Consider the following 19,595-nt stretch of genomic DNA (forward strand, 5'->3'; position numbering starts at 1 on the left):
GCGGAGAGCGGGTGCCGCTTGGGGCCCTCATCATGGACGCAAAGCAATCGCGCCTAAACTTGTGCAGGATGCTGCCCGCGAGTTCCGCGGTCATCGCCACACACCCCCGATTCTACAGGTTCCCTCCGACATCCGGGCCCTCTCGGCCTCGCGCGGAGGGATCCGGAGGACCCATGCCCGAGATCGCGACACCGCCCGCGCCCCGCACCCGCCCCGGATTCCTGGGCCGAGTCCACGATTGGCTCCCCGACCGTGTGGATCTCCGCGTGAAGATCGCCGCCTGGGTGTCCTTCGTGCTCGAGGTCGCGATCGTCGGCACCGGCGGAGCGGTCCGGCTCACCGACTCCGGCCTGGGGTGCGAGTGGCCGCTGTGCACGCCGGACTCGCTGTTCCCCACCGCGGAGCAGAGCTATCACTCCCTCATCGAGTTCGGGAACCGCGGACTGAGCTTCTTCGTCGGTCTCGCCGCGATCGTCGTCATCGTCTTCGTCTCGCGCTTCAGGTCCGCGCGGAGGGACCTCTGGACCATGGCCTGGATCGTGTTCGCCGGGGTGCTCCTGCAGGCCGCGGTCGGCGGGATCCTCGTGATCTTCGCCCTGCACCCGAACATGGTCGCCTTCCACTACCTCGTCTCGCTCGCGCTCGTCGCCGTGTCCGCGGCCTTCCTGGTGCGGATGGGCCAGCCGCGCGGAGCGCGCGAGCGGGCCGTGCCGAAGGGCGTCGCGATCCTCGTGCACGTCACGTCGTTCGTCCTGGCGCTCACCGTGCTCGTCGGAGTGCTCACCACCGGCGCCGGCCCGCACTCGGGCGATCCGGAGGTCACGCTGCGCAACGGCTTCGACGCGACGCTCCTGGAGCACGTGCACTCCTGGCCCGCCTACGCGCTCTTCGCGCTCACCCTCACGCTGCTCGTGATCAGCCTGGCGACCGGCCTCACGGAGATCCGGAGCGCGGTGATCGCCCTGCTCGCCATCGAGCTGGTGCAGATCGCCGTGGGTCTGTATCAGGCCCGCAACGCCCTGCCCCCGCTGGCGGTGGGCGTGCACATGGTGCTCGCGGCCGTGCTCGTCGCTGCGTGCACCGTGCTCGTGCTGCGGCTGAAGCGACCGGCCGAGTCGGCGGCGGCCGAGGCTGCAGTCCGCACCGCATCCTGAACCCGCCGGCGTCCCTCAGTCCTGCGGCCGCTCCACCCCGGGGCTCCCGTCCTGCGCCCAGGCGGCGCCGAGCGCGAACAGCGTCGCGACGCCGTAGCGCTCCATCGCCGCGGCGATCCGGCGGCGGCCCGTCCGCGGCGTGATGCCGAGGGAACGCGATGCCGCGTCCAGGGTCATCCCCCGACGCATGCGATGCAGCAGCTGTCCGTATCCGCCGGGATCCCTCTCGACCGGTCGCGCCTGCTGCCACAGGCCCTCGAAATAGGCCCGCGCGAGCCCGGCGATCACCGGACTCGACACCGCGAGCACGCTCTGCGGCGCCAGGTCGCCCCAGAGCAGCGGCAGCCCCGTCACCTCCTCGTCGTCCACCCAGAACCAGCTCGGCGGATCCGGGAGGATGCGGAACTCGACCCCCGCCGCCTGGAATCGCTGCACCATCGCGAGCAGCTTGTCGTCGAGGGCGACCGCGGGCAGGATCGCCTGGACCGCCGAGTAGGACGACATCGCCTTCGCGAAGGCCGCACTGCGCTCGGGGCCACTGGCCTGGTAGCGGTCCAGGTCGGTGAGCACGGCCCGCACCCGCCCTCCGGCGCCCACCCGCGAGGCTTGGACGGCGAACCACAGATCCTCCGCGGCATGCGGTCCCTGGGCGCTCTGCAGCACGAGCCGGTCCTGGGCGACGGCCTCGCCGAAGTTCCACGACGAAGTACGGCGCGCCACGCCCTCCATGATCGCCGCCAGACTCTCGCTGCGCGCCTGGGCCTCGGCGCGCTCGGCCAGCAGCAGCCGCTCGATCGCGATCGCGGCCGCGTGCAGCGGAGGGTTCAGGAGCACGACGTCGTCGTCGCGCAGGGAGAGGTTGCCCGCCTCCGCCAGTCGCTGCAGTGCCGCGCGGGCGCCGTCGTGGCCGAGCCCCGTCCGGGCGGCCACGTCGGCGACACCGCGCAGTCGTTCCCGCAGCAGAAGGTCGAGCAGGTCGTCGTCGCTCATCGTGTGTCCTCTTGCGGACAACGCAGGAACCAGTCCTTGCGTCGTCCTGATCAGGTCCGTTGGATGAGACTGGACGCTAGCAGGAGGATCCCGTTGGGGACGGATCCGTGGATCGCAGGCTGCTGGGGACGCCGGTCCCGGGTGACCGAACACCCGGGACCTCTCCCCCGGGACAGGGCCATCGCGCGACGCATATGCGGCGCATAGCCGGTTCAGAAGACACGCACGACTTCACCCCGGAGGGTGGGTCCCATGACACGCGCAATGAACCGCAGCATCTCGTTCTGGATCCTCCTGGCCGCCTCGATCGCCCTCACCGCCACCGGTGCCGTGGTGGCGCTCGATCATCTCGGCACGATGACGGCAACCCTCAAGAACGGCAGCGCCACAGGGCTCGAGGTCTACGCCGGGCAGTCCTGGATCGTCATCGGCGCAGCCCTCCTCGGCGCGGGGGTGCTCGGGCTCCTCATCTCGCTGGCGCTGGCCGTCGTGTCGAGCATCGTCGGCGCCGCGTCCACGCCGCTCGCAGAGCTCGCGCCGCTGCCCGCCGAGGAGACGGACGATGCCGGCGATCCCGAGGGAGCGCTCGATGCCCCCGTCGCCGCGGACGAGCTCGCCCCCGCCGAGTCGGACGAGAACGCGCGCGCGGCGGACGAAGCCGGCGACGCCGACGAAGAGGAGACTCAGAACGGCAGCAGCGGGTCGACCGCCACGGCGACGAAGATCAGCGTCAGATAGGTGATGGAGGCGTGGAAGACGCGCATCGGCCGCGCCGATGCGCCCTTCACCGCCTGCGCGTACAGCCGGTGGGACTCGTACACGAACCATCCGCCGAAGACGAGCGCGGAGACCGTGTAGACCAGGCCCATGCCGGCGACCGGGATGAGCAGCAGCGAGCAGGCCAGCGTCGCCCAGGCGTACAGGATGACCTGCAGTCCCACCTGCGAGGCGGAGCGGGTGACGCCGAGCATCGGGACGTCGACGTCCTCGTAGTCGTCCTTGTACTTCATGGACAGCGGCCAGTAGTGCGCCGGGGTCCACAGGAACACCAGGACGAACAGCACGAAGGCCGGCCAGTCGAGGGATCCGGTGACCGCGGCCCAGCCGATCAGCACCGGGAAGCACCCCGCGATGCCGCCCCAGATGATGTTCTGCTCCGTGCGGCGCTTCAGGATCAGGGTGTACACGACGACGTAGAAGAAGATCGCCGCCGCGGACAGCACGGCAGCGACCCAATTGGTCGTCACCCAGAGCCAGACGGTGGACAGCACAGCGAGCACCCAGGAGAACACCAGCGCGCCGCGCGGGGAGACCTCCCCGGTCACCAGCGGGCGCTTCTCGGTGCGGTGCATGTGCGCGTCGATGTCGCGGTCGATGTACATGTTGAACGCGGCAGCGGATCCGGCGCTCATCGATCCGCCGATGACGGTCGCCGCGACGAGCCACAGGTTCGGCAGGCCCTGCTGGGCCAGGAACATGACCGGGACGGTGGAGACGAGCAGCAGCTCGAGGACCCGCGGCTTGGTCAGCTCGATGTAGCCCTTGATGGTCCGCTTCAGAGAGCGCTCGGCGGCGACGGACTCGATGGTGGTCGCGATGCTGACCGCCTCCTTCATGCGTAGGGCAACGCCACCCATTCTATGCCACCGGGGAGAACACGACGAGGCACCGCGACCGCGCCCCCGATCGCGAGCGGGCGACAGGTGGAATGCGCTTTCTGCCCCTCGAAACACTTCGTCCCGACCGGCCCGGGCGCGACACGACGCCACTATGCTGAAACTGCTCGCGCGCCCGTCAACGTGCCTCGCCCCTCCGTGAAGTAGCGGTCGGCGCGCAGACGATCGGGCGCTCTCACTGTCTTGAAAGGGCTCTGGAGTGTCGGAACTGCTGTGGGATGAGATCGATCGGCGCGCGGTGGACACCGCCCGGATCCTGGCGGCGGATGCCGTGCAGAAGGTCGGCAACGGCCATCCGGGAACCGCGATGAGCCTGGCCCCCGTGGCCTATCTGCTCTACCAGCGGGTGCTGCGGCACGATCCGGCCGACACCCACTGGATCGGCCGCGACCGGTTCATCCTCTCGGTGGGCCACTCGTCGCTCACCCAGTACGTCCAGCTCTACCTCGGCGGGTTCGGCCTCGAGCTCGGCGACCTCGAGGCGCTGCGCACCTGGGGCTCGCTGACCCCCGGGCACCCGGAGTACGGGCACACCAAGGGCGTCGAGATCACGACGGGCCCGCTCGGACAGGGTCTCGCCTCGGCCGTCGGCTTCGCCTACGCCTCCCGTTACGAGCGCGGTCTGTTCGACCCGGAGGCCGCTGCGGGGACGAGCCCGTTCGACCACCACGTCTACGTGATCGCGGGCGACGGCGACCTGCAGGAGGGCGTCACCAGCGAGGCCTCCTCGCTCGCCGGCCACCAGCAGCTCGGCAACCTCATCGCGATCTACGACTCCAACCGCATCTCCATCGAGGGTGACACCAACGTCGCCTTCACCGAGGACGTCCGCGCTCGTTACGAGTCCTACGGCTGGCAGGTGCTGCACGTGGACTGGGTGCGCACCGGCACCTACGTCGAAGACGTGCAGGAGCTCTTCGATGCGATCGAGCAGGCCAAGGCCGAGACCACGAAGCCGTCGCTGATCATCCTGAACACGATCATCGGATGGCCCGCGCCGAACAAGAAGGGCACCGAGTCGGTGCACGGCAATGCGCTCGGGGCCGACGAGGTCGCCGCGACCAAGGTCGTGCTCGGCTTCGATCCCGACAAGAGCTTCGTGGTCGAGGACGCGGTCATCGCGCACACCCGCGAGCTCGGCGCCCGCTCCGCCGCGGAGCGCGCCGAATGGCAGCAGGGCTTCGACGCCTGGGCCGACGCGCACCCGGAGCGCAAGGCGCTCCTGGACCGTCTCGAGGCGCACGAGCTGCCCGAGGGCATCGAGGACGCCCTGCCGGTCTTCGAGGCCGGCACCGAGCTCGCCACCCGCGCGGCCTCGGGCAAGGTCATCAACGCCCTGGCCCCCGAGCTGCCCGAGCTGTGGGGCGGATCCGCCGACCTTGCCGGCTCGAACAACACCACCATCGCCGGGGCGAAGTCGTTCATCCCCGCGTCCTGGTCCACGCACGACTGGGACGGCAGCCCCTACGGTCGCGTGATGCACTTCGGGATCCGCGAGCACGCCATGGGCTCGATCCTCAACGGCATCGTGCTGCACGGCCCCACCCGCCCGTTCGGCGGCACGTTCCTCATCTTCAGCGACTACATGCGCCCGCCCGTGCGCCTCGCCGCCCTGATGAACGTGCCCAGTGTGTTCGTCTGGACGCACGACTCCGTGGCGCTCGGCGAGGACGGCCCGACGCACCAGCCGATCGAGCAGCTCGCGTCGCTCCGCGCCATCCCGAACCTCGCGGTGGTGCGCCCCGCCGACGGCAACGAGACGGCTGCGGCATGGCTGGAGATCCTGCGCCGGCACGGCGGCCCGACGGGCATCGCGCTCACCCGCCAGAACGTGCCGAACTTCGCGCGCGGCACCGGCGAGGCGTCCGGCGAGACGTTCGCTGCGGCCTCGAACACGGCCAAGGGCGCCTACGTCCTCGCCGAGGCGCCGAACGGCACGCCCGACGTCCTCCTCATCGCCACCGGTTCCGAGGTGCAGCTGGCCGTCGCCGCGCGCGAGGCCCTCGCCGGCGAGGGCGTGAACGCCCGCGTGGTGTCGGCGCCGTCGCTGGAGTGGTTCGCCGAGCAGGACGAGGCCTACCGCGAGGCGGTGCTCCCGTCCGCGATCAAGGCGCGCGTCTCCGTCGAGGCGGGATCCACCCTGAGCTGGCACGGGATCGTCGGCTCGACCGGCCGGTCCGTCGGGATCGACCACTTCGGCGCCTCCGCCGACTACAAGACCCTGTTCCAGAAGTTCGGCATCACCACCGAGGCCGTCATCGCGGCCGCCCACGAGACCATCGCCGCCACCGCGGCCGCTTGAGCACCACGTACGAGGAGATCCGCATGACCACCCCCACCGCCGCCCTCTCCGCCGCCGGCGTCAGCATCTGGCTCGACGACCTGTCCCGCACCCGCATCCACTCCGGCAACCTCGCCGAGCTCATCGCGTCCCGTGACGTCGTCGGCGTGACGACGAACCCGACGATCTTCGCCAACTCGATCACCAACCCCGACGACACGTCCTACGACGCGCAGGTCGCCGAGCTCGCCGCGCGCGGCGCGACGGCCGAAGAGGCGATCACCGAGGCCACGACGCAGGACGTCCGCGACGCCCTCGACGTCTTCCGCCCGGTGTGGGAGCGGACCGGTCACGTCGACGGCCGCGTGTCGATCGAGGTCTCCCCCGACCTCGCCCACGACACCGACGGCACCATCGCCCAGGCCAAGGAGCTGTGGGCCAAGGTCGACCGTCCCAACCTCCTCGTGAAGATCCCGGCGACCAAGGCCGGGCTGCCGGCGATCACCGCGGCGATCGCCGCGGGCATCAGCGTCAACGTCACGCTCATCTTCAGCCTGGAGCGCTACGCCGAGGTCATCGACGCGTACCTCGCGGGCCTGGAGCAGGCGAAGGCCGCAGGCATCGACCTCTCGACGATCCACTCGGTCGCGTCGTTCTTCGTGTCGCGCGTCGACACCGAGACCGACAAGCGCCTCGCCGCGATCGGCACCGACGAGGCCACCGCCCTCAAGAGCAAGGCGGGGCTCGCGAACGCCCGCCTCGCCTACGAGCTCTACGAGAAGACCTTCGCCGGTGAGCGCGCTGCCGCGCTGCTGGCCGCGGGCGCGAACCGGCAGCGCCCGCTCTGGGCGTCCACGGGTGTCAAGGACCCGGCGCTCCCGGACACCCTGTACGTCACCGAGCTCGTCGCCGCCGACGTCGTCAACACGATGCCGGAGAAGACGCTCGAGGCGACCTTCGACCACGGAGTCGTGACCGGCGACACGATCACCGGCACCTACGACGCGTCCCGGGAGGTCTTCGCGGGACTCGCCGCGGTCGGCATCGACTTCGCCGATGTGACCCAGGTGCTCGAGGACGAGGGCGTCGCGAAGTTCATCGACTCCTGGCACGATCTGCTCCGCCAGGTCCGCGAAGGACTGGAAGCGCAGCGGTGAGCTTCGAGATCCACACCTCCGGGGCGCCGAAGGCGGCCATCGACGAGGTCGTCCCGCGCCTGGTCGGTGAGCTGATCGCCTCCCGGATCACCAACGCCGACCCGACGGTGTGGGGCGAGAGCGCCGAGGCCGAGGCGGGCGTCCGGCTCGGCTGGGTGGACGCGGTATCCGTCTCGCGCCCCCTGGTCCCGGAGATCATCGCCCTGCGCGACGAGCTCGCCGCCCAGGGCGTGAACCGGGTCGTGCTGGCCGGGATGGGCGGATCCTCGCTCGCCCCCGAGGTGATCTCGCAGACGGCGGGCATCGACGTCACGATCCTCGACTCCACGGCTCCTGGACAGGTGCTCGCCGCCATCGACGCCGGACTCTCGGACGTCGTGCTCGTGGTCTCCTCGAAGTCCGGATCGACCGTCGAGACCGACTCGCAGCGCCGCACCTTCGAGGCCGCGTTCCGCGACGTCGGAATCGATCCGGTGCAGCGCATCGTCGTGGTCACCGACCCCGGCTCGCCGCTCGACACCTCGGCCCGCGAGGCCGGCTATCGGGTGTTCAACGCCGACCCGAACGTCGGCGGCCGGTACTCGGCCCTCACCGCCTTCGGCCTGGTGCCCTCCGGGCTGGCCGGCGTCGACATCGACGAACTGCTCGATGAGGCCGAGGCCACGCTGCTGCAGGTCGCGATCGACTCCCCGGAGAACCCCGCGCTGCTGCTCGGAGCGGCGATCGCCGCCTCGCGGCAGACGCCGGACGGACCGCGTCGCGACAAGCTCGGCCTGATCACCGACGGAACGCACATCGTGGGCCTGCCCGACTGGATCGAGCAGCTGGTCGCGGAGTCGACCGGCAAGGAGGGCACCGGGATCCTTCCGGTCGTGCTGCTCCCGGTCTCCCCCGAGGTCGAGGCGGCGCCCGCCGACCTGCAGCTGGTGCGCCTCGTCGACGAGGCCGACGAGTTCCATCTGCGCGAGCGCCACCCGGGCGAGATCCTCGTCAGCGGCACGCTCGGCGCGCAGTTCCTGGTGTGGGAGTACGCCACCGCGGTCGCCGGGTACCTGCTCGGCATCAACCCGTTCGACCAGCCCGACGTCGAGTCGGCGAAGGTCGCCGCCCGGGGCCTGCTCGACGCGCGCCCCGAGGCGTCCCCGGCCGCCTTCGAACAGGACGGCGTCGAGGTGCGCGCCTCGGACCCGGCGCTGCTCGCCTCCGGCACCATCGCGGGCGTGCTCGACGCGCTGTGGGCGCAGCTGCCGGAAGACGGCTACGTCAGCATCCAGGCCTACGTCGACCGGCTCGAGATGCCGCAGCTGCAGGGACTGCGCGAGCTCGTCGCCGCCGACTCCGGTCGTCCCACCACGTTCGGCTGGGGCCCGCGCTTCCTCCACTCGACCGGCCAGTATCACAAGGGCGGACCCGCGCAGGGCGTGTTCCTGCAGATCCTGGAGCGGACCGATGTGGATCTGGAGATCCCCGATCGCCCGTTCACGTTCGGTCAGCTGATCGAGGCGCAGGCCGCCGGCGACGCCGGCGTGCTGACCGCGCACGGCCGACCCGTCGTGACGCTCACGATCACCGAGCCCCAGGACGACGTGCTCGACCTGTTCGAGGCCGCCCAGTAGTCCCCGCGAACCTCAGGAGAATCCCCCACTGATGTCTGTCCCCGTCTCCCGCGGCCACAACCCGCTGCGCGATCCCGACGACCGCCGGCTGAATCGGATCGCGGGCCCCAGCGCCCTGGTGATCTTCGGCGTCACCGGCGACCTGTCGCGCAAGAAGCTCATGCCCGCCGTCTACGACCTCGCCAACCGCGGTCTGCTGCCCCCCGGCTTCGCGCTGGTGGGCTTCGCCCGCCGCGACTGGGAGGACCAGGATTTCGCGCAGGTGGTGTACGACGCCGTCAAGGAGCACGCACGCACCCCGTTCCGCGAAGAGACCTGGGCGCAGCTCCTGCAGGGCATCCGGTTCGTCTCCGGCGAGTTCGGCGATCCGGACGCCTTCCGCCGGCTGCGGGAGACGGTCGAGAAGCTCGACGTCGAACGCGGCACCATGGGCAACCACGCGTACTACCTCTCCATCCCGCCGAACCAGTTCCCGCTGGTCGCGCAGCAGCTGCGCGACTCCGGGCTGGTCGAGGGGCATGAGGACGCCGACCACTGGCGCCGCGTCGTGATCGAGAAGCCGTTCGGGCACGATCTCGCCTCGGCGCGGGCGCTCAACGACGCGCTCGAGGGCACGTTCCCCGCCGACTCGATCTTCCGCATCGACCACTACCTCGGCAAGGAGACGGTGCAGAACATCCTCGCGCTGCGCTTCGCGAACGAGCTGTACGAGCCGATCTGGAACCGCAACTACGTCGACCACGTGCAGATCACGATGGCCGAGGACATCGGCGTCGGCGGACGCGCGGGCTACTACGACGGCATCGGCGCCGCGCGCGACGTCATCCAGAACCACCTGCTGCAGCTGCTCGCGCTGACGGCCATGGAGGAACCGATCAGCCTGTCGGCGGAGCATCTGCGCGCCGAGAAGGAGAAGGTCCTCGCGGCGGTCTCCCTCCCCGACGATCTGTCCCTCGCCACGGCGCGCGGACAGTACGCCGGCGGCTGGCAGGGCGGCGAGCAGGTCACGGGCTTCCTCGACGAGGACGGCATGGATCCGGAATCCACCACCGAGACCTACGCCGCCGTGAAGCTCGAGATCAACACCCGCCGCTGGGCCGACGTGCCGTTCTATCTGCGCACGGGCAAGCGTCTCGGACGCCGTGTGACGGAAATCGCGGTCGTGTTCAAGCGCGCCCCCGAGCACCTGTTCGGCGGAGCGCAGACCTCCGAGCTGGGGCAGAACGCCCTGGTGATCCGCGTGCAGCCGGATGAAGGCGTCACCCTGCGGTTCGGCTCGAAGGTTCCCGGCAACGGTAGCAACGTGCGCGACGTGACCATGGACTTCGGCTACGGGCACGCGTTCACCGAGGCCAGCCCCGAGGCCTACGAGCGTCTCATCCTCGACGTGCTCCTCGGCGACCCGCCGCTGTTCCCGCGCCACGAAGAGGTCGAGCTCAGCTGGAAGATCCTGGATCCGGTGGAGCAGTTCTGGGCCGCGGAAGGCGGCCCGGTGGAGCAGTACGCTCCCGGATCCTGGGGCCCGGCGTCCGCCGACGCCCTGCTCGCCCGTGACGGACGTGTCTGGAGGCGCCCGTGATCATCGATCTGCCCGACACCACCACCAGCCAGATCGCGAAGAACCTGGTCAAGGCGCGCGAGGAGGGCGGCGTCGTCGCGCTCGGACGCGTGCTGACGCTGATCATCGCGGCCACCGACGACGTCGCGGAGTCGGCCATCGACGCCGCGAACGACGCCTCCCGCGAGCACCCGATGCGCGTGATCGTGCTCACCACGAGCGAGGGCGAGGCGCACCTCGACGCGCAGATCCGCGTGGGCGGCGACGCCGGCGCGAGCGAGGTCGTCGTGCTGCACGCCTACGGCGACGCCGCGAGCAACGAGGAGAGCCTCGTCACCGGACTGCTGCTGCCCGATGCGCCCGTGGTCGTGTGGTGGCCGCGCGAGGCGCCGGAGGCGCCCGCGGCCTCGCCCCTCGGCCGTATCGCTCAGCGCCGCATCACCGACGCCGCGACGGCCTCCGACGTGCGCGCTCAGCTCGAGGTGCTCGGCCGCACGCACGTGCCCGGCGACACGGATCTCGCCTGGACCCGGCTCACGCACTGGCGCGAGCAGCTCGCCGCGGTGCTCGACCAGCCGCCGTACGACGACGTCACCGCCGTCGAGGTGCGCGGTGCCGCGGCATCGCCGTCGACCGCGCTGCTGGCGGCGTGGCTGCGGCTCGCCCTCGACGTGCCGGTCCGCTGGGCGTACGAGAGCCCCGACGTGTGGCAGGAGGGCATCAAGTCGGTGCGGCTCACCCGGGCGGACGGCGACATCCTGCTCGAGCGTCCGGTGCCGGGTTCCGCCGTGCTCACGCAGCCCGGTCAGCCCGACCACGAGCTGCACCTGCCCCGCCGCACCCTGCGCGAGTGCCTCGCGGAGGAGCTCCGCCGCCTCGATCCGGACGTGCTGTACGGCCGCGTGATCACCGAGGGCTGGGAGCTGCTCGAAGCGCCGGAGCCGGTCGCCTGACATGGCCTCCGACTCCCCCGCCAAGCGCGTCGTGATCGGCGCGGATCCGGCCTCGCTCGCCCGCCTCGTCGCAGACCGGTTCCTGGTGCGCGTCCAGGCGCGGATCAGGGACGGCCGCGTCGCCCACATCGCACTGACCGGCGGGAGCATGGGATCCGCCGTGCTGAAGGCGGTGGCGGAGGACCCGCGCACCGCAGAGCTGGACTGGTCCCTGGTGCACTTCTGGTGGGGCGATGAGCGCTTCGTCCCGCGCGATCACCCCGATCGCAACGCCGGGCAGGCCAGGGCCGCACTCCTGGACCGGATCCCCGTTCCGGCCGAGAACGTGCACGAGATGGCGGCGAGCGATGAGGGCCTCACACTCGACGAGGGTGCGGACGCGTATGCCGCGGAGCTCGCGCGTTTCGGGGACGCGGAGCGCCCTTGGCCGTCGTTCGCGGTGTGCTTCCTGGGTGTCGGCCCCGACGGGCATGTCGCCTCGCTGTTCCCCGACCGCCCGGAGATCACGGTGTCGGATGCCGCCGTGCTGCCGGTGCGGGACTCCCCCAAGCCCCCGCCGGAACGGATCACGCTGACCCGTCCCGTCATCAACGCCTCGAAGCGCGTCTGGCTCGTGCTGACCGGAGCGGAGAAGGCCTCGGCGCTGGGGCTGGCACTGGCCGGCGCGAACTATGAGAACGTGCCGGCGGCAGGAGCCAAGGGACGCAAGCGCACCGTGTTCTTCGTGGACGAGGCCGCCGCGGCAGAGGTCGCGCCGGATCTCATCGACGTCGACTACTGACCGACGCCGCGACTGCGGACGTCGACGCCGACCCACCGGATCAGCGTCCGGCGGATCCGTTCCCGCGCTCGTCGGCGTCGCCTCCGGTACGAGGCGGGTCTTCGCGCCGGAGCGGAGCGACGTTCGACGGCCATGCCGGCGAGTCGGGATGGCCGTCCGAGGGCGCCGTTGCGTCATCGCCCTGCGCGTCCGGCGTGTGGCGGCTCCCCGACGGGGCGGCCCCTCCGCTGCTCCCGCGGGTGATGGGCAGTTCCTGGCTCTCGCTGACGACCTGCGGATGGTAGCGGGCGAGCGTGACCACGCCCCAGCCGGCGATGGCTCCGGAGATCCCGAAGGCGACGAACACCCAGACCGGGGCCGCAGCGCCCTCCTGGAGCACGAGCAGGCCGATGAGCACCGCGACCATCGGATCGATGACGGTGAGGCCCGCGATCACGAGGTCGGGCGGGCCGGACCCGTATGCCGTCTGCACGAAGTAGGCGCCCGCGGCGCCGGCCGCGATGAGCGCGATCACGCACACCGCCGTGAGCCAGTCGAACTGACCGGACTGGATCCGGACCAGGACCGCCTTGGCCAGCGTCGCGACGAAGCCGTAGAGGATGCCCGCGCCGGTGACGTAGAACAGCGCACGCATGCGATGCCGGAGGATCAGCCAGCAGGCGCCGAGCAGGATGATCACGAGGAGCAGGATCGTGAGGATCGTGAACAGCTGGATCTCGCTGATATCGCGCTCGACGGCGAACAGCGCGGCGAAGAGCACGAAGATGAAGATGCCGCCCACGCAGGCGAAGATCGATACGAGCGAGCGCTTCGTCGGCGCCACACCGCTCACCCGCGCGTTGAGCAGGGTCGTGATCACGAGCGCGATGGCTCCGAGCGGCTGGACCACGATCAGCGGCGCCTTGGTGAGGGCGGCGAGCTGGCAGACGATCGCGAGACCGAGCATGAGGGTGCCGACGATCCAGGACGGCCGGGTCAGCAGCCCCTTGACCTGTTGCCAGCTCAGGCCCGTGGCCGCGTCGGAGCCGCTCAGCCGCTCGACCTTCTCGACCCCACGGTGCTGGTACTGGGCGCCGAGCGACATGAACACCGCGCCCGCCAGCGCCAGCGGGATGCCCATCAAGAGGCCGGGGTTGGCGAACACGCCGGCGAGGTGTTCGCCGACGTCTGCCGCCCCCATGTTCCGCGTCAGCTCCTCAAGCACCCTTCGAGCCTACCCGCCGCACGGCGCCGACTAGGGTTGACGCGTGGCTGTGCTTCCGATTCGCATCATGGGCGATCCCGTCCTGCATTCCCCCGCCGACCCCGTCGGAGAGATCACCGACGACATCCGCACCCTCGTCGCGGACATGTACGAGACGATGGACATCGCTCCCGGCGTGGGCCTCGCCGCCCCGCAGGTGGGAGTCGGTCTGCGGATCTACGTGTACTCGTACGTCGACGACGACGAGAACCCCTGGCGCGGCGAGATCATCAATCCGGTGCTCTGGATGGCGCCGCTCGAGCCTGGCTCCCCCGACCCCGATCTCGAATCGGAGGGGTGCCTGTCGTTCCCCGGCGAGCGTTTCCCGCTGCGCCGATCCGAGCGCGTCCTCGTGACCGGGACCGACCTCAATGGCGACGACGTCCGCATCGAGGTCGACGGCTGGCGCGCCCGGATCATGCAGCACGAGTTCGACCACCTGGACGGGATCCTGTACGTCGACCGTCTGGACGACGGCGACTGGAAGACCGTGCAGAAGATCTCCCGCAAGCGCGGCTGGGGCCGTCCGGGCGCACGCTGGCTGCCCGGCGTCGACAACCTCGAAGGCTGAGCGCCGGGCGCCGCGGCGCGACGCGCCCGGGCGCCGGCCCGAGGCGGGAAGCACCGCGAACGTTTGCTATAGTTGACGAGTTGCCCGCGCAGCGGGAGACATTCCTCGGTAGCTCAATTGGCAGAGCAGCCGGCTGTTAACCGGCAGGTTCTTGGTTCGAGTCCAAGCCGGGGAGCAATCCCCCGAAACCCCGTCCTCGTGACGGGGTTTCGTCGTTGGCGGAGTCATCCGCCCGTAGACCGGAGATCCGGTCGTCACGGCGAGGACGAGGTTCCCGGCGCGAGACGCGTTCGCCACAGCGCTGGCGCGGCACGGACCCCCGTCAGACGGCGTGATCAGCCCCGGGCGTCCACAGCAGATCGGCGCCGACGCCGCGTGCCACCACATGCCCTTCGCGGATCATCAGGGTCGCCGCGCCCAGCTCGCGTGCGAAGGCGGCGTCGTTGCTCACCAGCAGAGCCGCCATCCCCCGTCCGGTGCGGCGCCGCGTGATCGCGTCGAAGACCACCGGCCGCACCTCCAGATCGAGGTTCGCGAGTGGCTCGTCGGCGATGAGCACCAGCGGATCCAGCACCAGCGAGCGCGCGATCGCGACGCGCTGGCGCATCCCGGCGCTCAGCTCATAGGGGAACGAGGAGGCGAGGCCTAGCGGCAGGTGCAGCTCGTCGAGGAGCGTCGCGACCCGGATGGACAGCGCCTTGACGTTCACCTTGCGCTCGCGCTGCAGGATCGGTTCGGCGATGATCTCGTGGACCGTCAGCTGCGGCGTCAGCAGCGCCCCGGCGTTCTGCGGCAGGTACCCGGCACGGTAGGTCAGCTCCCGAAGGCGCCGGCCCGGGTGGCGCACCGAGACTCCGCAGACCGTCGCCGAACCGCCGACCACGCGTATCGACGGGTCCGGAGCACCCGCCAGCGCACCGACCAGCGTCGACTTCCCCGATCCGGTGGCGCCTGCGATGCAGATCAGCTCGCCGGGAGGCAGTGTGAACGTCACTCCGTCGATCGCACGCGTGGGCGCGGAATGGCCGATCCGGTCGATCACGACATCCTCGCAGACGATCGCCGCCGCTGGATCACCGCTCGAACGTGCCATGACTCCATCCTGCCCGAACCCTCCCCGACCTGGGGAGCGGGTTCCGGCGGGCCTCAGGACTCGTTGTACCGCTGCCGCTCGGAATCGATCTCGACGAGCCGGCGTGCGATCGCCCTGGCCCCGTCGGAATCGGCGGGCAGGCGCTGGATCGCACCGAGCAGCTCGCTCTTCTCGCGCTCCAGACCGCGGACGATGAGCCGTCGGCAGAGATCGGTCGCCGACGCCCTCGCTCCCTGCTCGTCGCGCGCCGGGAACGCCGCCATGAGCAGTTCCCCGGCGAGCCCGCGATACGGCTCCCGCACAGAGTCCACCGCCTGCAGCGCCCATCCGGGTCGCTGCCGGTCCGGCACCTGGCCGATGGCCTCGCGCACCGCGTCCAGCGCCGGCACGGAGAACGGCGCGCTGACGGCCCGCTGCAGCAGCTCTGCGTCGAGCTGGTGCCCGTACTGCAGGGCGCCCATCAGCGCGTCCCGCTCGAGCGGCGCGTCTCCGGTCCGCGGCAGCGTCGCCAGGGTCACCACGGGGACCGTCGTCGCCGCCTCGCTCGCGACCGGCGACGACGCCGCGGCGGGAGTCGTCTGCTGCTCGCGCGCGCCGGCGCCGTCGCGGCGGCGACGCTCGTGACGACGCACCTCGGCGTGCACGTCGGTCGGATCCATCCCCAGCCGGCGCGCCAGGATGCGCTCGTACTCGGGTCGCAGCAGCGCGTCACGGATCTCGGCCACGATCGGGGCCGCGGCGCGGAGCGCACCCACCCGTCCCTCGGCGGTGCCGAGGTCGAAGGAGCCGATCTTCCGGTCGATCACGAACTCGAACATGGGGACCTTGGTGGACATGAGTCCGCGCACCGCCTGATCGCCGCGCTGCAGACGCAGATCGCAGGGATCCAGACCGTCGGGGGCCACGGCGACGAAGGTCTGCGCATTGAACCGGTCGTCCTCGGTGAACGCCCGCAGCGCCGCCTTCTGACCCGCCTCATCTCCGTCGAAGGTGAACACCACCTCACCTGCCGCGGAGTCATCCCCCATCACCCGGCGCAGCAGCTTGATGTGCTCCGCGCCGAACGCCGTGCCGCAGGTGGCGATCGCCGTGGTGACCCCGGCGAGGTGACACGCCATCACATCGGTGTAGCCCTCGACGACGACGACGCGCTTGGGGTCTCCCCGGGAGATGTCGCGCTTGGCCAGATCCAGGCCGTAGAGCACCTGGGCCTTCTTGTAGATCGGCGTCTCGGGGGTGTTCAGGTACTTCGGGCCCTGGTCGTCGTCGTAGAGCTTGCGCGCGCCGAAGCCGATCGTCTGCCCCGTGACGTCCCGGATCGGCCAGACCACACGGCCGCGGAAGCGATCGTAGACGCCCCGCTGCCCAGCGGACACGAGGCCGGCGGCGGTGAGCTCGTCCCGGGTGAAGCCCTGGGCGCTGAGGGCCTTGAGCATGCCGTCCCAGCCGCGCGGCGCATAGCCCACGCCGAAGTGCGCCGCGGCGCCGGCATCGAATCCCCGCTGCCCGAGGAACGCGCGCGCCGACTCGGCCTCGGGGCTGAGCAGCTGGCTCCGGAAGAACTCCGCCGCCGCGGTGTTGGCGGCGTAGAGCCGACTGCGGCCGCTCGTCTCAGGGGCGGGCCCGCCGTCCTCGTAGTGCAGCGTGTATCCGACGCGTGCGGCGAGCCGCTCCACGGCCTCGGTGAAGCTCACATGGTCCATCTCGCGCAGGAACGAGTAGACGTCGCCGGATGCCCCGCAGCCGAAGCAGTGGTAGTAGCCGACCTGCGGTCGCACGTGGAAGCTGGGGCTCTTCTCGTCGTGGAAAGGGCACAGGCCCTTCATCGACCCGACGCCGGCGGACTTGAGGGAGACGCGCTCCCCCACGATGTCGGCGATGTTCGTGCGGGCCTTGACCTCGTCGACGTCCGCCTGTGCGATCCGCGGCATCAGCGGCCGCCGTCGGTCGCGAGGAGGGCCTCCGACGTGGCGCGCCCGGCGTGCGCCGCACGAGGCCTGGCGTGCCGCGGCGTCCAGATTCCGACCTCGGCGGGGTCGATGTCGCCGACGAGGCGGTTGTGCCAGTCCACCGCGGTCTGGTCCGTGAGACTCGCGACCTGGTCGACGACGACGCGGGCTCGCTCCGCATCGGACCCGGCGTCGTGGAAGTCGGCGGCGAAGGCCGGCTCCAGCACGTCGGCGCCGGCCGTCCACAGCGCATCCGTCGACCAGAGCGCGTCGGCGAGACGCTTGAGCACCCGGCGCTGCTCCTTGTAGACCCCGCGACGGGCGTCGATCGTCACGATGGCCTGCCCCATGATGCCCTTGAGCACCGCGATCTCGGCCTCGATCACCTTCGGCACGACCACGTGCGCGTTGTAGCGCGCGAGGCTCGGACCCGGATACGCCTCCCGGGTCGCCGACACCGCCGCCCGCGCGAAGCGCCCGATCATGTCGCTCGTGAGGTTCTTGAGACGGGCGAGGTCGCGCCGGGAACGGTCGAACGACGTCAGCCACATCGGCTGACGGGTCAACCGGTAGAGCGCATCGGCGAGATCCTCGCGGGTGTAGTCGTAGCCGACCCACTGCTGGATCCGCCCGACGAGCGCGTGGTGCTCGGCCGGATCCGCGAGCTGGGCGACGTCGAGGTAACCGTTGACGATCGCGTCCTCGAAGTCGTGCACGGAGTAGGCGATGTCGTCGGAGAGATCCATGATCTCGGCCTCGATGCATCGCAGCCGCCCCGGCGCGCCCTCGCGCATCCAGCGGAACACGTCCTCGTCCTCCGGGTACACGCCGAACTTCAGGCGCCCGCCCGGATCCGGCACGGGGCTGTTCACGGTCCAGGGGTACTTGCAGGTGGCGTCGAGACTGGCCCTCGTGAGGTTGAGCCCGACCGAGCGGTCCCGATCGTCGAGCACCTTGGCCTCGAGTCGGGTGAGGATCCGCAGCGACTGCGCGTTGCCCTCGAACCCGCCGATGTCGGCGGCCCAGTCGTTGAGCGCGCGCTCGCCGTTGTGCCCGAACGGCGGATGACCGAGATCGTGGCTCAGACACGCCGTGTCGACCACGTCGGCGGACACGCCGAGCGCGACGGCGAGCTCGCGCCCGACCTGCGCGACCTCGAGGGAGTGCGTGAGGCGGTTCCGCGCGAAGTCGGCCGTCGACGCGGGGCTCAGCACCTGCGTCTTCGCGGCGAGCCGGCGCAGCCCCGCCGAATGCAGCACCCGGGCGCGATCCCGGGCGAAGTCGTCGCGCTCCGAACGGTGGGTCTCGGCGAAGAAGCGCGCGGCGTCATGCGCGTCGTAGCCGGAGGCGACTCCCGCCACGTCCGCGCTTCCCGGCTCAGCCGCCACTGTTCTCGACCTCGGCGCCGCGCATCATGTCCGTGACCTCGGAGGCGACCTCGCGCGAATCCAGCCAGCCGTCGGGCAGTGCCGTGCGCTTCGGCGTCCCGGCCCGGCCCCGCTGCCCCTCCGCCGGGGCTCCGGGGTACGGCGCGTCGCCGAGCGTGCCGAGGATGTCGTCGATCTCCTGCAGGGTCGACACACGGGCGAGCGCCGCGCGGATGTCACCGCCGACCGGATAGCCCTTGAAGTACCAGGCGACGTGCTTACGGACGTCCTTGCAGCCGCGGTCCTCGTCCTCGAAGAACTCGACGAGGAGTTCGGCGTGCCGGCGGAACGCGTCCTTCACGAAGCCGAGCGTCGCATCGACCTGCACGGCGCGCTCATCGCCGAAGGCGGCGGCGAGCTCGCCGAACAGCCAGGGGCGACCGAGGCATCCCCGGCCCACCACCACGCCGTCGCAGCCGGTCTCCGCCATCATCCGGACGGCGTCGTCCGCACTCCAGATGTCACCGTTGCCGAGCACCGGGATCGAGGTGACCGCCTGCTTGAGCTCGCCGATCGCCGACCAGTCCGCGTGCCCGGAGTAGTACTCCCCCGCGGTGCGCGCGTGCAGCGCCACGGCGGCCGCGCCCGCGTCCTCCGCGGCCCGCCCCGCGTCGAGGAAGGTCAGGTGGTCCTTGTTGATGCCCTTGCGCATCTTCACGGTGAGCGGCACGTCGCCGGCCGCCTTCACCGCGCGCTCGACGATCTCCGAGAACAGCCCGATCTTCCAGGGCAGCGCTGCCCCGCCGCCCTTGCGGGTGACCTTGGGCACCGGGCAGCCGAAGTTGAGGTCGATGTGGTCGGCGCGATCCTCGGCGACGATGATCCGCACCGCCTCCGCGATCGTTCCGGGATCCACGCCGTAGAGCTGGATCGATCGCGGCGTCTCGCTCTCGTGATGCTGGATGAGGCGCATCGTGATCGCATTGCGTTCGACCAGCGCCCGCGAGGTGATCATCTCGCTGACGTACAGGCCGGCGCCGTACTCGCGGCACAGCCGACGGAACGCGGTGTTGGTGATGCCCGCCATCGGCGCGAGCACGACGGGGACGTCGATGCGCAGCGGGCCGATCTGCAGGGGCCGGACGGAAGCAGGGGCGAGAGTCATATCCTCTCCATTGTCCCAGATCCGGCGCCCGCGATGCCCGC

At 70.9% G+C, this 19,595-nt stretch carries 16 protein-coding genes and 1 tRNA gene; 10 read left to right on the top strand and 7 right to left on the bottom strand.

From position 1 onward, the window contains the following. Positions 1 to 266: 266 nt before the first annotated feature. On the top strand, positions 267 to 1,154 hold the full coding sequence (locus tag WFJ01_RS04765) for a COX15/CtaA family protein (protein WP_336628359.1): 888 nt from the start codon (positions 267 to 269) through the stop codon (positions 1,152 to 1,154). Positions 1,155 to 1,169: 15 nt separating this feature from the next. On the opposite strand, the gene WFJ01_RS04770 is transcribed toward WFJ01_RS04765, so the two are convergent. Beyond that, positions 1,170 to 2,144, bottom strand: coding sequence for a hypothetical protein (locus tag WFJ01_RS04770; RefSeq protein ID WP_251440258.1), 975 nt, complete (start codon positions 2,142 to 2,144; stop codon positions 1,170 to 1,172). A gap of 252 nt (positions 2,145 to 2,396) precedes the next feature. Here WFJ01_RS04770 and WFJ01_RS04775 point away from each other — a divergent pair, with 252 nt between their 5' ends. Then, the gene (locus WFJ01_RS04775) at positions 2,397 to 2,882 is read left to right on the top strand and encodes a hypothetical protein (RefSeq protein WP_336628360.1); all 486 of its coding nucleotides are present in this window, start codon (positions 2,397 to 2,399) and stop codon (positions 2,880 to 2,882) included. Here the strand turns inward: WFJ01_RS04775 and WFJ01_RS04780 are convergent. Beyond that, positions 2,828 to 3,760, bottom strand: a complete 933-nt coding sequence (locus WFJ01_RS04780; protein WP_336628361.1) for a heme o synthase — start codon at positions 3,758 to 3,760, stop codon at positions 2,828 to 2,830. The two genes, WFJ01_RS04775 and WFJ01_RS04780, sit on opposite strands and share 55 nt — an antisense overlap. Before the next feature lie 259 nt (positions 3,761 to 4,019). Between WFJ01_RS04780 and tkt the strand changes: the two genes are divergently transcribed. The 6 genes from tkt to pgl are packed head-to-tail and all read left to right on the top strand — an operon-like array spanning position 4,020 to position 12,166. Beyond that, complete coding sequence (gene tkt / locus WFJ01_RS04785; RefSeq protein ID WP_336628362.1) at positions 4,020 to 6,122, top strand: transketolase; 2,103 nt, start codon at positions 4,020 to 4,022, stop codon at positions 6,120 to 6,122. A gap of 23 nt (positions 6,123 to 6,145) precedes the next feature. Beyond that, the gene (gene tal, locus WFJ01_RS04790; protein WP_251440270.1) at positions 6,146 to 7,258 is read left to right on the top strand and encodes a transaldolase; all 1,113 of its coding nucleotides are present in this window, start codon (positions 6,146 to 6,148) and stop codon (positions 7,256 to 7,258) included. After that, the gene (locus tag WFJ01_RS04795; RefSeq protein WP_295032782.1) at positions 7,255 to 8,874 is read left to right on the top strand and encodes a glucose-6-phosphate isomerase; all 1,620 of its coding nucleotides are present in this window, start codon (positions 7,255 to 7,257) and stop codon (positions 8,872 to 8,874) included. Before tal ends, WFJ01_RS04795 begins: the two co-directional genes overlap by 4 nt. Before the next feature lie 31 nt (positions 8,875 to 8,905). Next, a complete protein-coding gene (gene zwf / locus WFJ01_RS04800; protein ID WP_251440290.1) occupies positions 8,906 to 10,453 on the top strand; it encodes a glucose-6-phosphate dehydrogenase in 1,548 nt (515 codons plus the stop codon). Next, a complete protein-coding gene (locus WFJ01_RS04805) occupies positions 10,450 to 11,385 on the top strand; it encodes a glucose-6-phosphate dehydrogenase assembly protein OpcA (RefSeq protein ID WP_251440294.1) in 936 nt (311 codons plus the stop codon). Before zwf ends, WFJ01_RS04805 begins: the two co-directional genes overlap by 4 nt. Position 11,386: 1 nt before the next feature. Then, positions 11,387 to 12,166 carry a 6-phosphogluconolactonase gene (pgl, locus tag WFJ01_RS04810; protein ID WP_336628363.1) on the top strand — a complete coding sequence of 260 codons (780 nt, stop codon included), beginning with the start codon at positions 11,387 to 11,389 and terminating at the stop codon, positions 12,164 to 12,166. Between the two features lie 40 nt (positions 12,167 to 12,206). Here pgl and WFJ01_RS04815 read toward each other — a convergent pair whose 3' ends face one another. After that, on the bottom strand, positions 12,207 to 13,346 hold the full coding sequence (locus WFJ01_RS04815) for a DMT family transporter (RefSeq protein ID WP_251442361.1): 1,140 nt from the start codon (positions 13,344 to 13,346) through the stop codon (positions 12,207 to 12,209). Positions 13,347 to 13,413: 67 nt separating this feature from the next. Here WFJ01_RS04815 and def point away from each other — a divergent pair, with 67 nt between their 5' ends. Together def and WFJ01_RS04825 are read left to right on the top strand one after the other, a co-directional pair. Further along, positions 13,414 to 13,980, top strand: coding sequence for a peptide deformylase (gene def / locus WFJ01_RS04820; RefSeq protein ID WP_251440323.1), 567 nt, complete (start codon positions 13,414 to 13,416; stop codon positions 13,978 to 13,980). Between the two features lie 102 nt (positions 13,981 to 14,082). Then, positions 14,083 to 14,155, top strand: a tRNA-Asn gene (locus WFJ01_RS04825). A gap of 147 nt (positions 14,156 to 14,302) precedes the next feature. On the opposite strand, the gene WFJ01_RS04830 is transcribed toward WFJ01_RS04825, so the two are convergent. The 4 genes from WFJ01_RS04830 to dusB are packed head-to-tail and all read right to left on the bottom strand — an operon-like array spanning position 14,303 to position 19,554. Beyond that, entirely contained in the window at positions 14,303 to 15,073 is a 771-nt protein-coding gene (locus WFJ01_RS04830) for an ATP-binding cassette domain-containing protein (RefSeq protein WP_251440326.1), read from the bottom strand. A gap of 53 nt (positions 15,074 to 15,126) precedes the next feature. After that, positions 15,127 to 17,004, bottom strand: coding sequence for a DNA primase (gene dnaG / locus WFJ01_RS04835; protein ID WP_295032775.1), 1,878 nt, complete (start codon positions 17,002 to 17,004; stop codon positions 15,127 to 15,129). Then, complete coding sequence (locus WFJ01_RS04840; RefSeq protein ID WP_336628364.1) at positions 17,004 to 18,383, bottom strand: deoxyguanosinetriphosphate triphosphohydrolase; 1,380 nt, start codon at positions 18,381 to 18,383, stop codon at positions 17,004 to 17,006. Before WFJ01_RS04840 ends, dnaG begins: the two co-directional genes overlap by 1 nt. Positions 18,384 to 18,399: 16 nt before the next feature. Continuing rightward, positions 18,400 to 19,554, bottom strand: coding sequence for a tRNA dihydrouridine synthase DusB (gene dusB, locus WFJ01_RS04845; RefSeq protein ID WP_251440336.1), 1,155 nt, complete (start codon positions 19,552 to 19,554; stop codon positions 18,400 to 18,402). Between the last annotated feature and the right edge of the window lie 41 nt (positions 19,555 to 19,595).

This window comes from Microbacterium sp. MMO-35 (assembly GCF_037147555.1).
GTDB lineage: Bacteria > Actinomycetota > Actinomycetes > Actinomycetales > Microbacteriaceae > Microbacterium.

Coding starts and splice junctions, on each gene's coding strand:
- pgl (WP_336628363.1), top strand. CDS start 11,387: ATGGCCTCCGACTCCCCCGCCAAGCGCGTCGTGATCGGCGCGGATCCG.
- zwf (WP_251440290.1), top strand. CDS start 8,906: ATGTCTGTCCCCGTCTCCCGCGGCCACAACCCGCTGCGCGATCCCGAC.
- WFJ01_RS04830 (WP_251440326.1), bottom strand. CDS start 15,073: ATGGCACGTTCGAGCGGTGATCCAGCGGCGGCGATCGTCTGCGAGGAT.
- WFJ01_RS04770 (WP_251440258.1), bottom strand. CDS start 2,144: ATGAGCGACGACGACCTGCTCGACCTTCTGCTGCGGGAACGACTGCGC.
- WFJ01_RS04775 (WP_336628360.1), top strand. CDS start 2,397: ATGACACGCGCAATGAACCGCAGCATCTCGTTCTGGATCCTCCTGGCC.
- WFJ01_RS04780 (WP_336628361.1), bottom strand. CDS start 3,760: ATGAAGGAGGCGGTCAGCATCGCGACCACCATCGAGTCCGTCGCCGCC.
- tal (WP_251440270.1), top strand. CDS start 6,146: ATGACCACCCCCACCGCCGCCCTCTCCGCCGCCGGCGTCAGCATCTGG.
- WFJ01_RS04815 (WP_251442361.1), bottom strand. CDS start 13,346: ATGGGGGCGGCAGACGTCGGCGAACACCTCGCCGGCGTGTTCGCCAAC.
- dusB (WP_251440336.1), bottom strand. CDS start 19,554: ATGACTCTCGCCCCTGCTTCCGTCCGGCCCCTGCAGATCGGCCCGCTG.
- dnaG (WP_295032775.1), bottom strand. CDS start 17,004: ATGCCGCGGATCGCACAGGCGGACGTCGACGAGGTCAAGGCCCGCACG.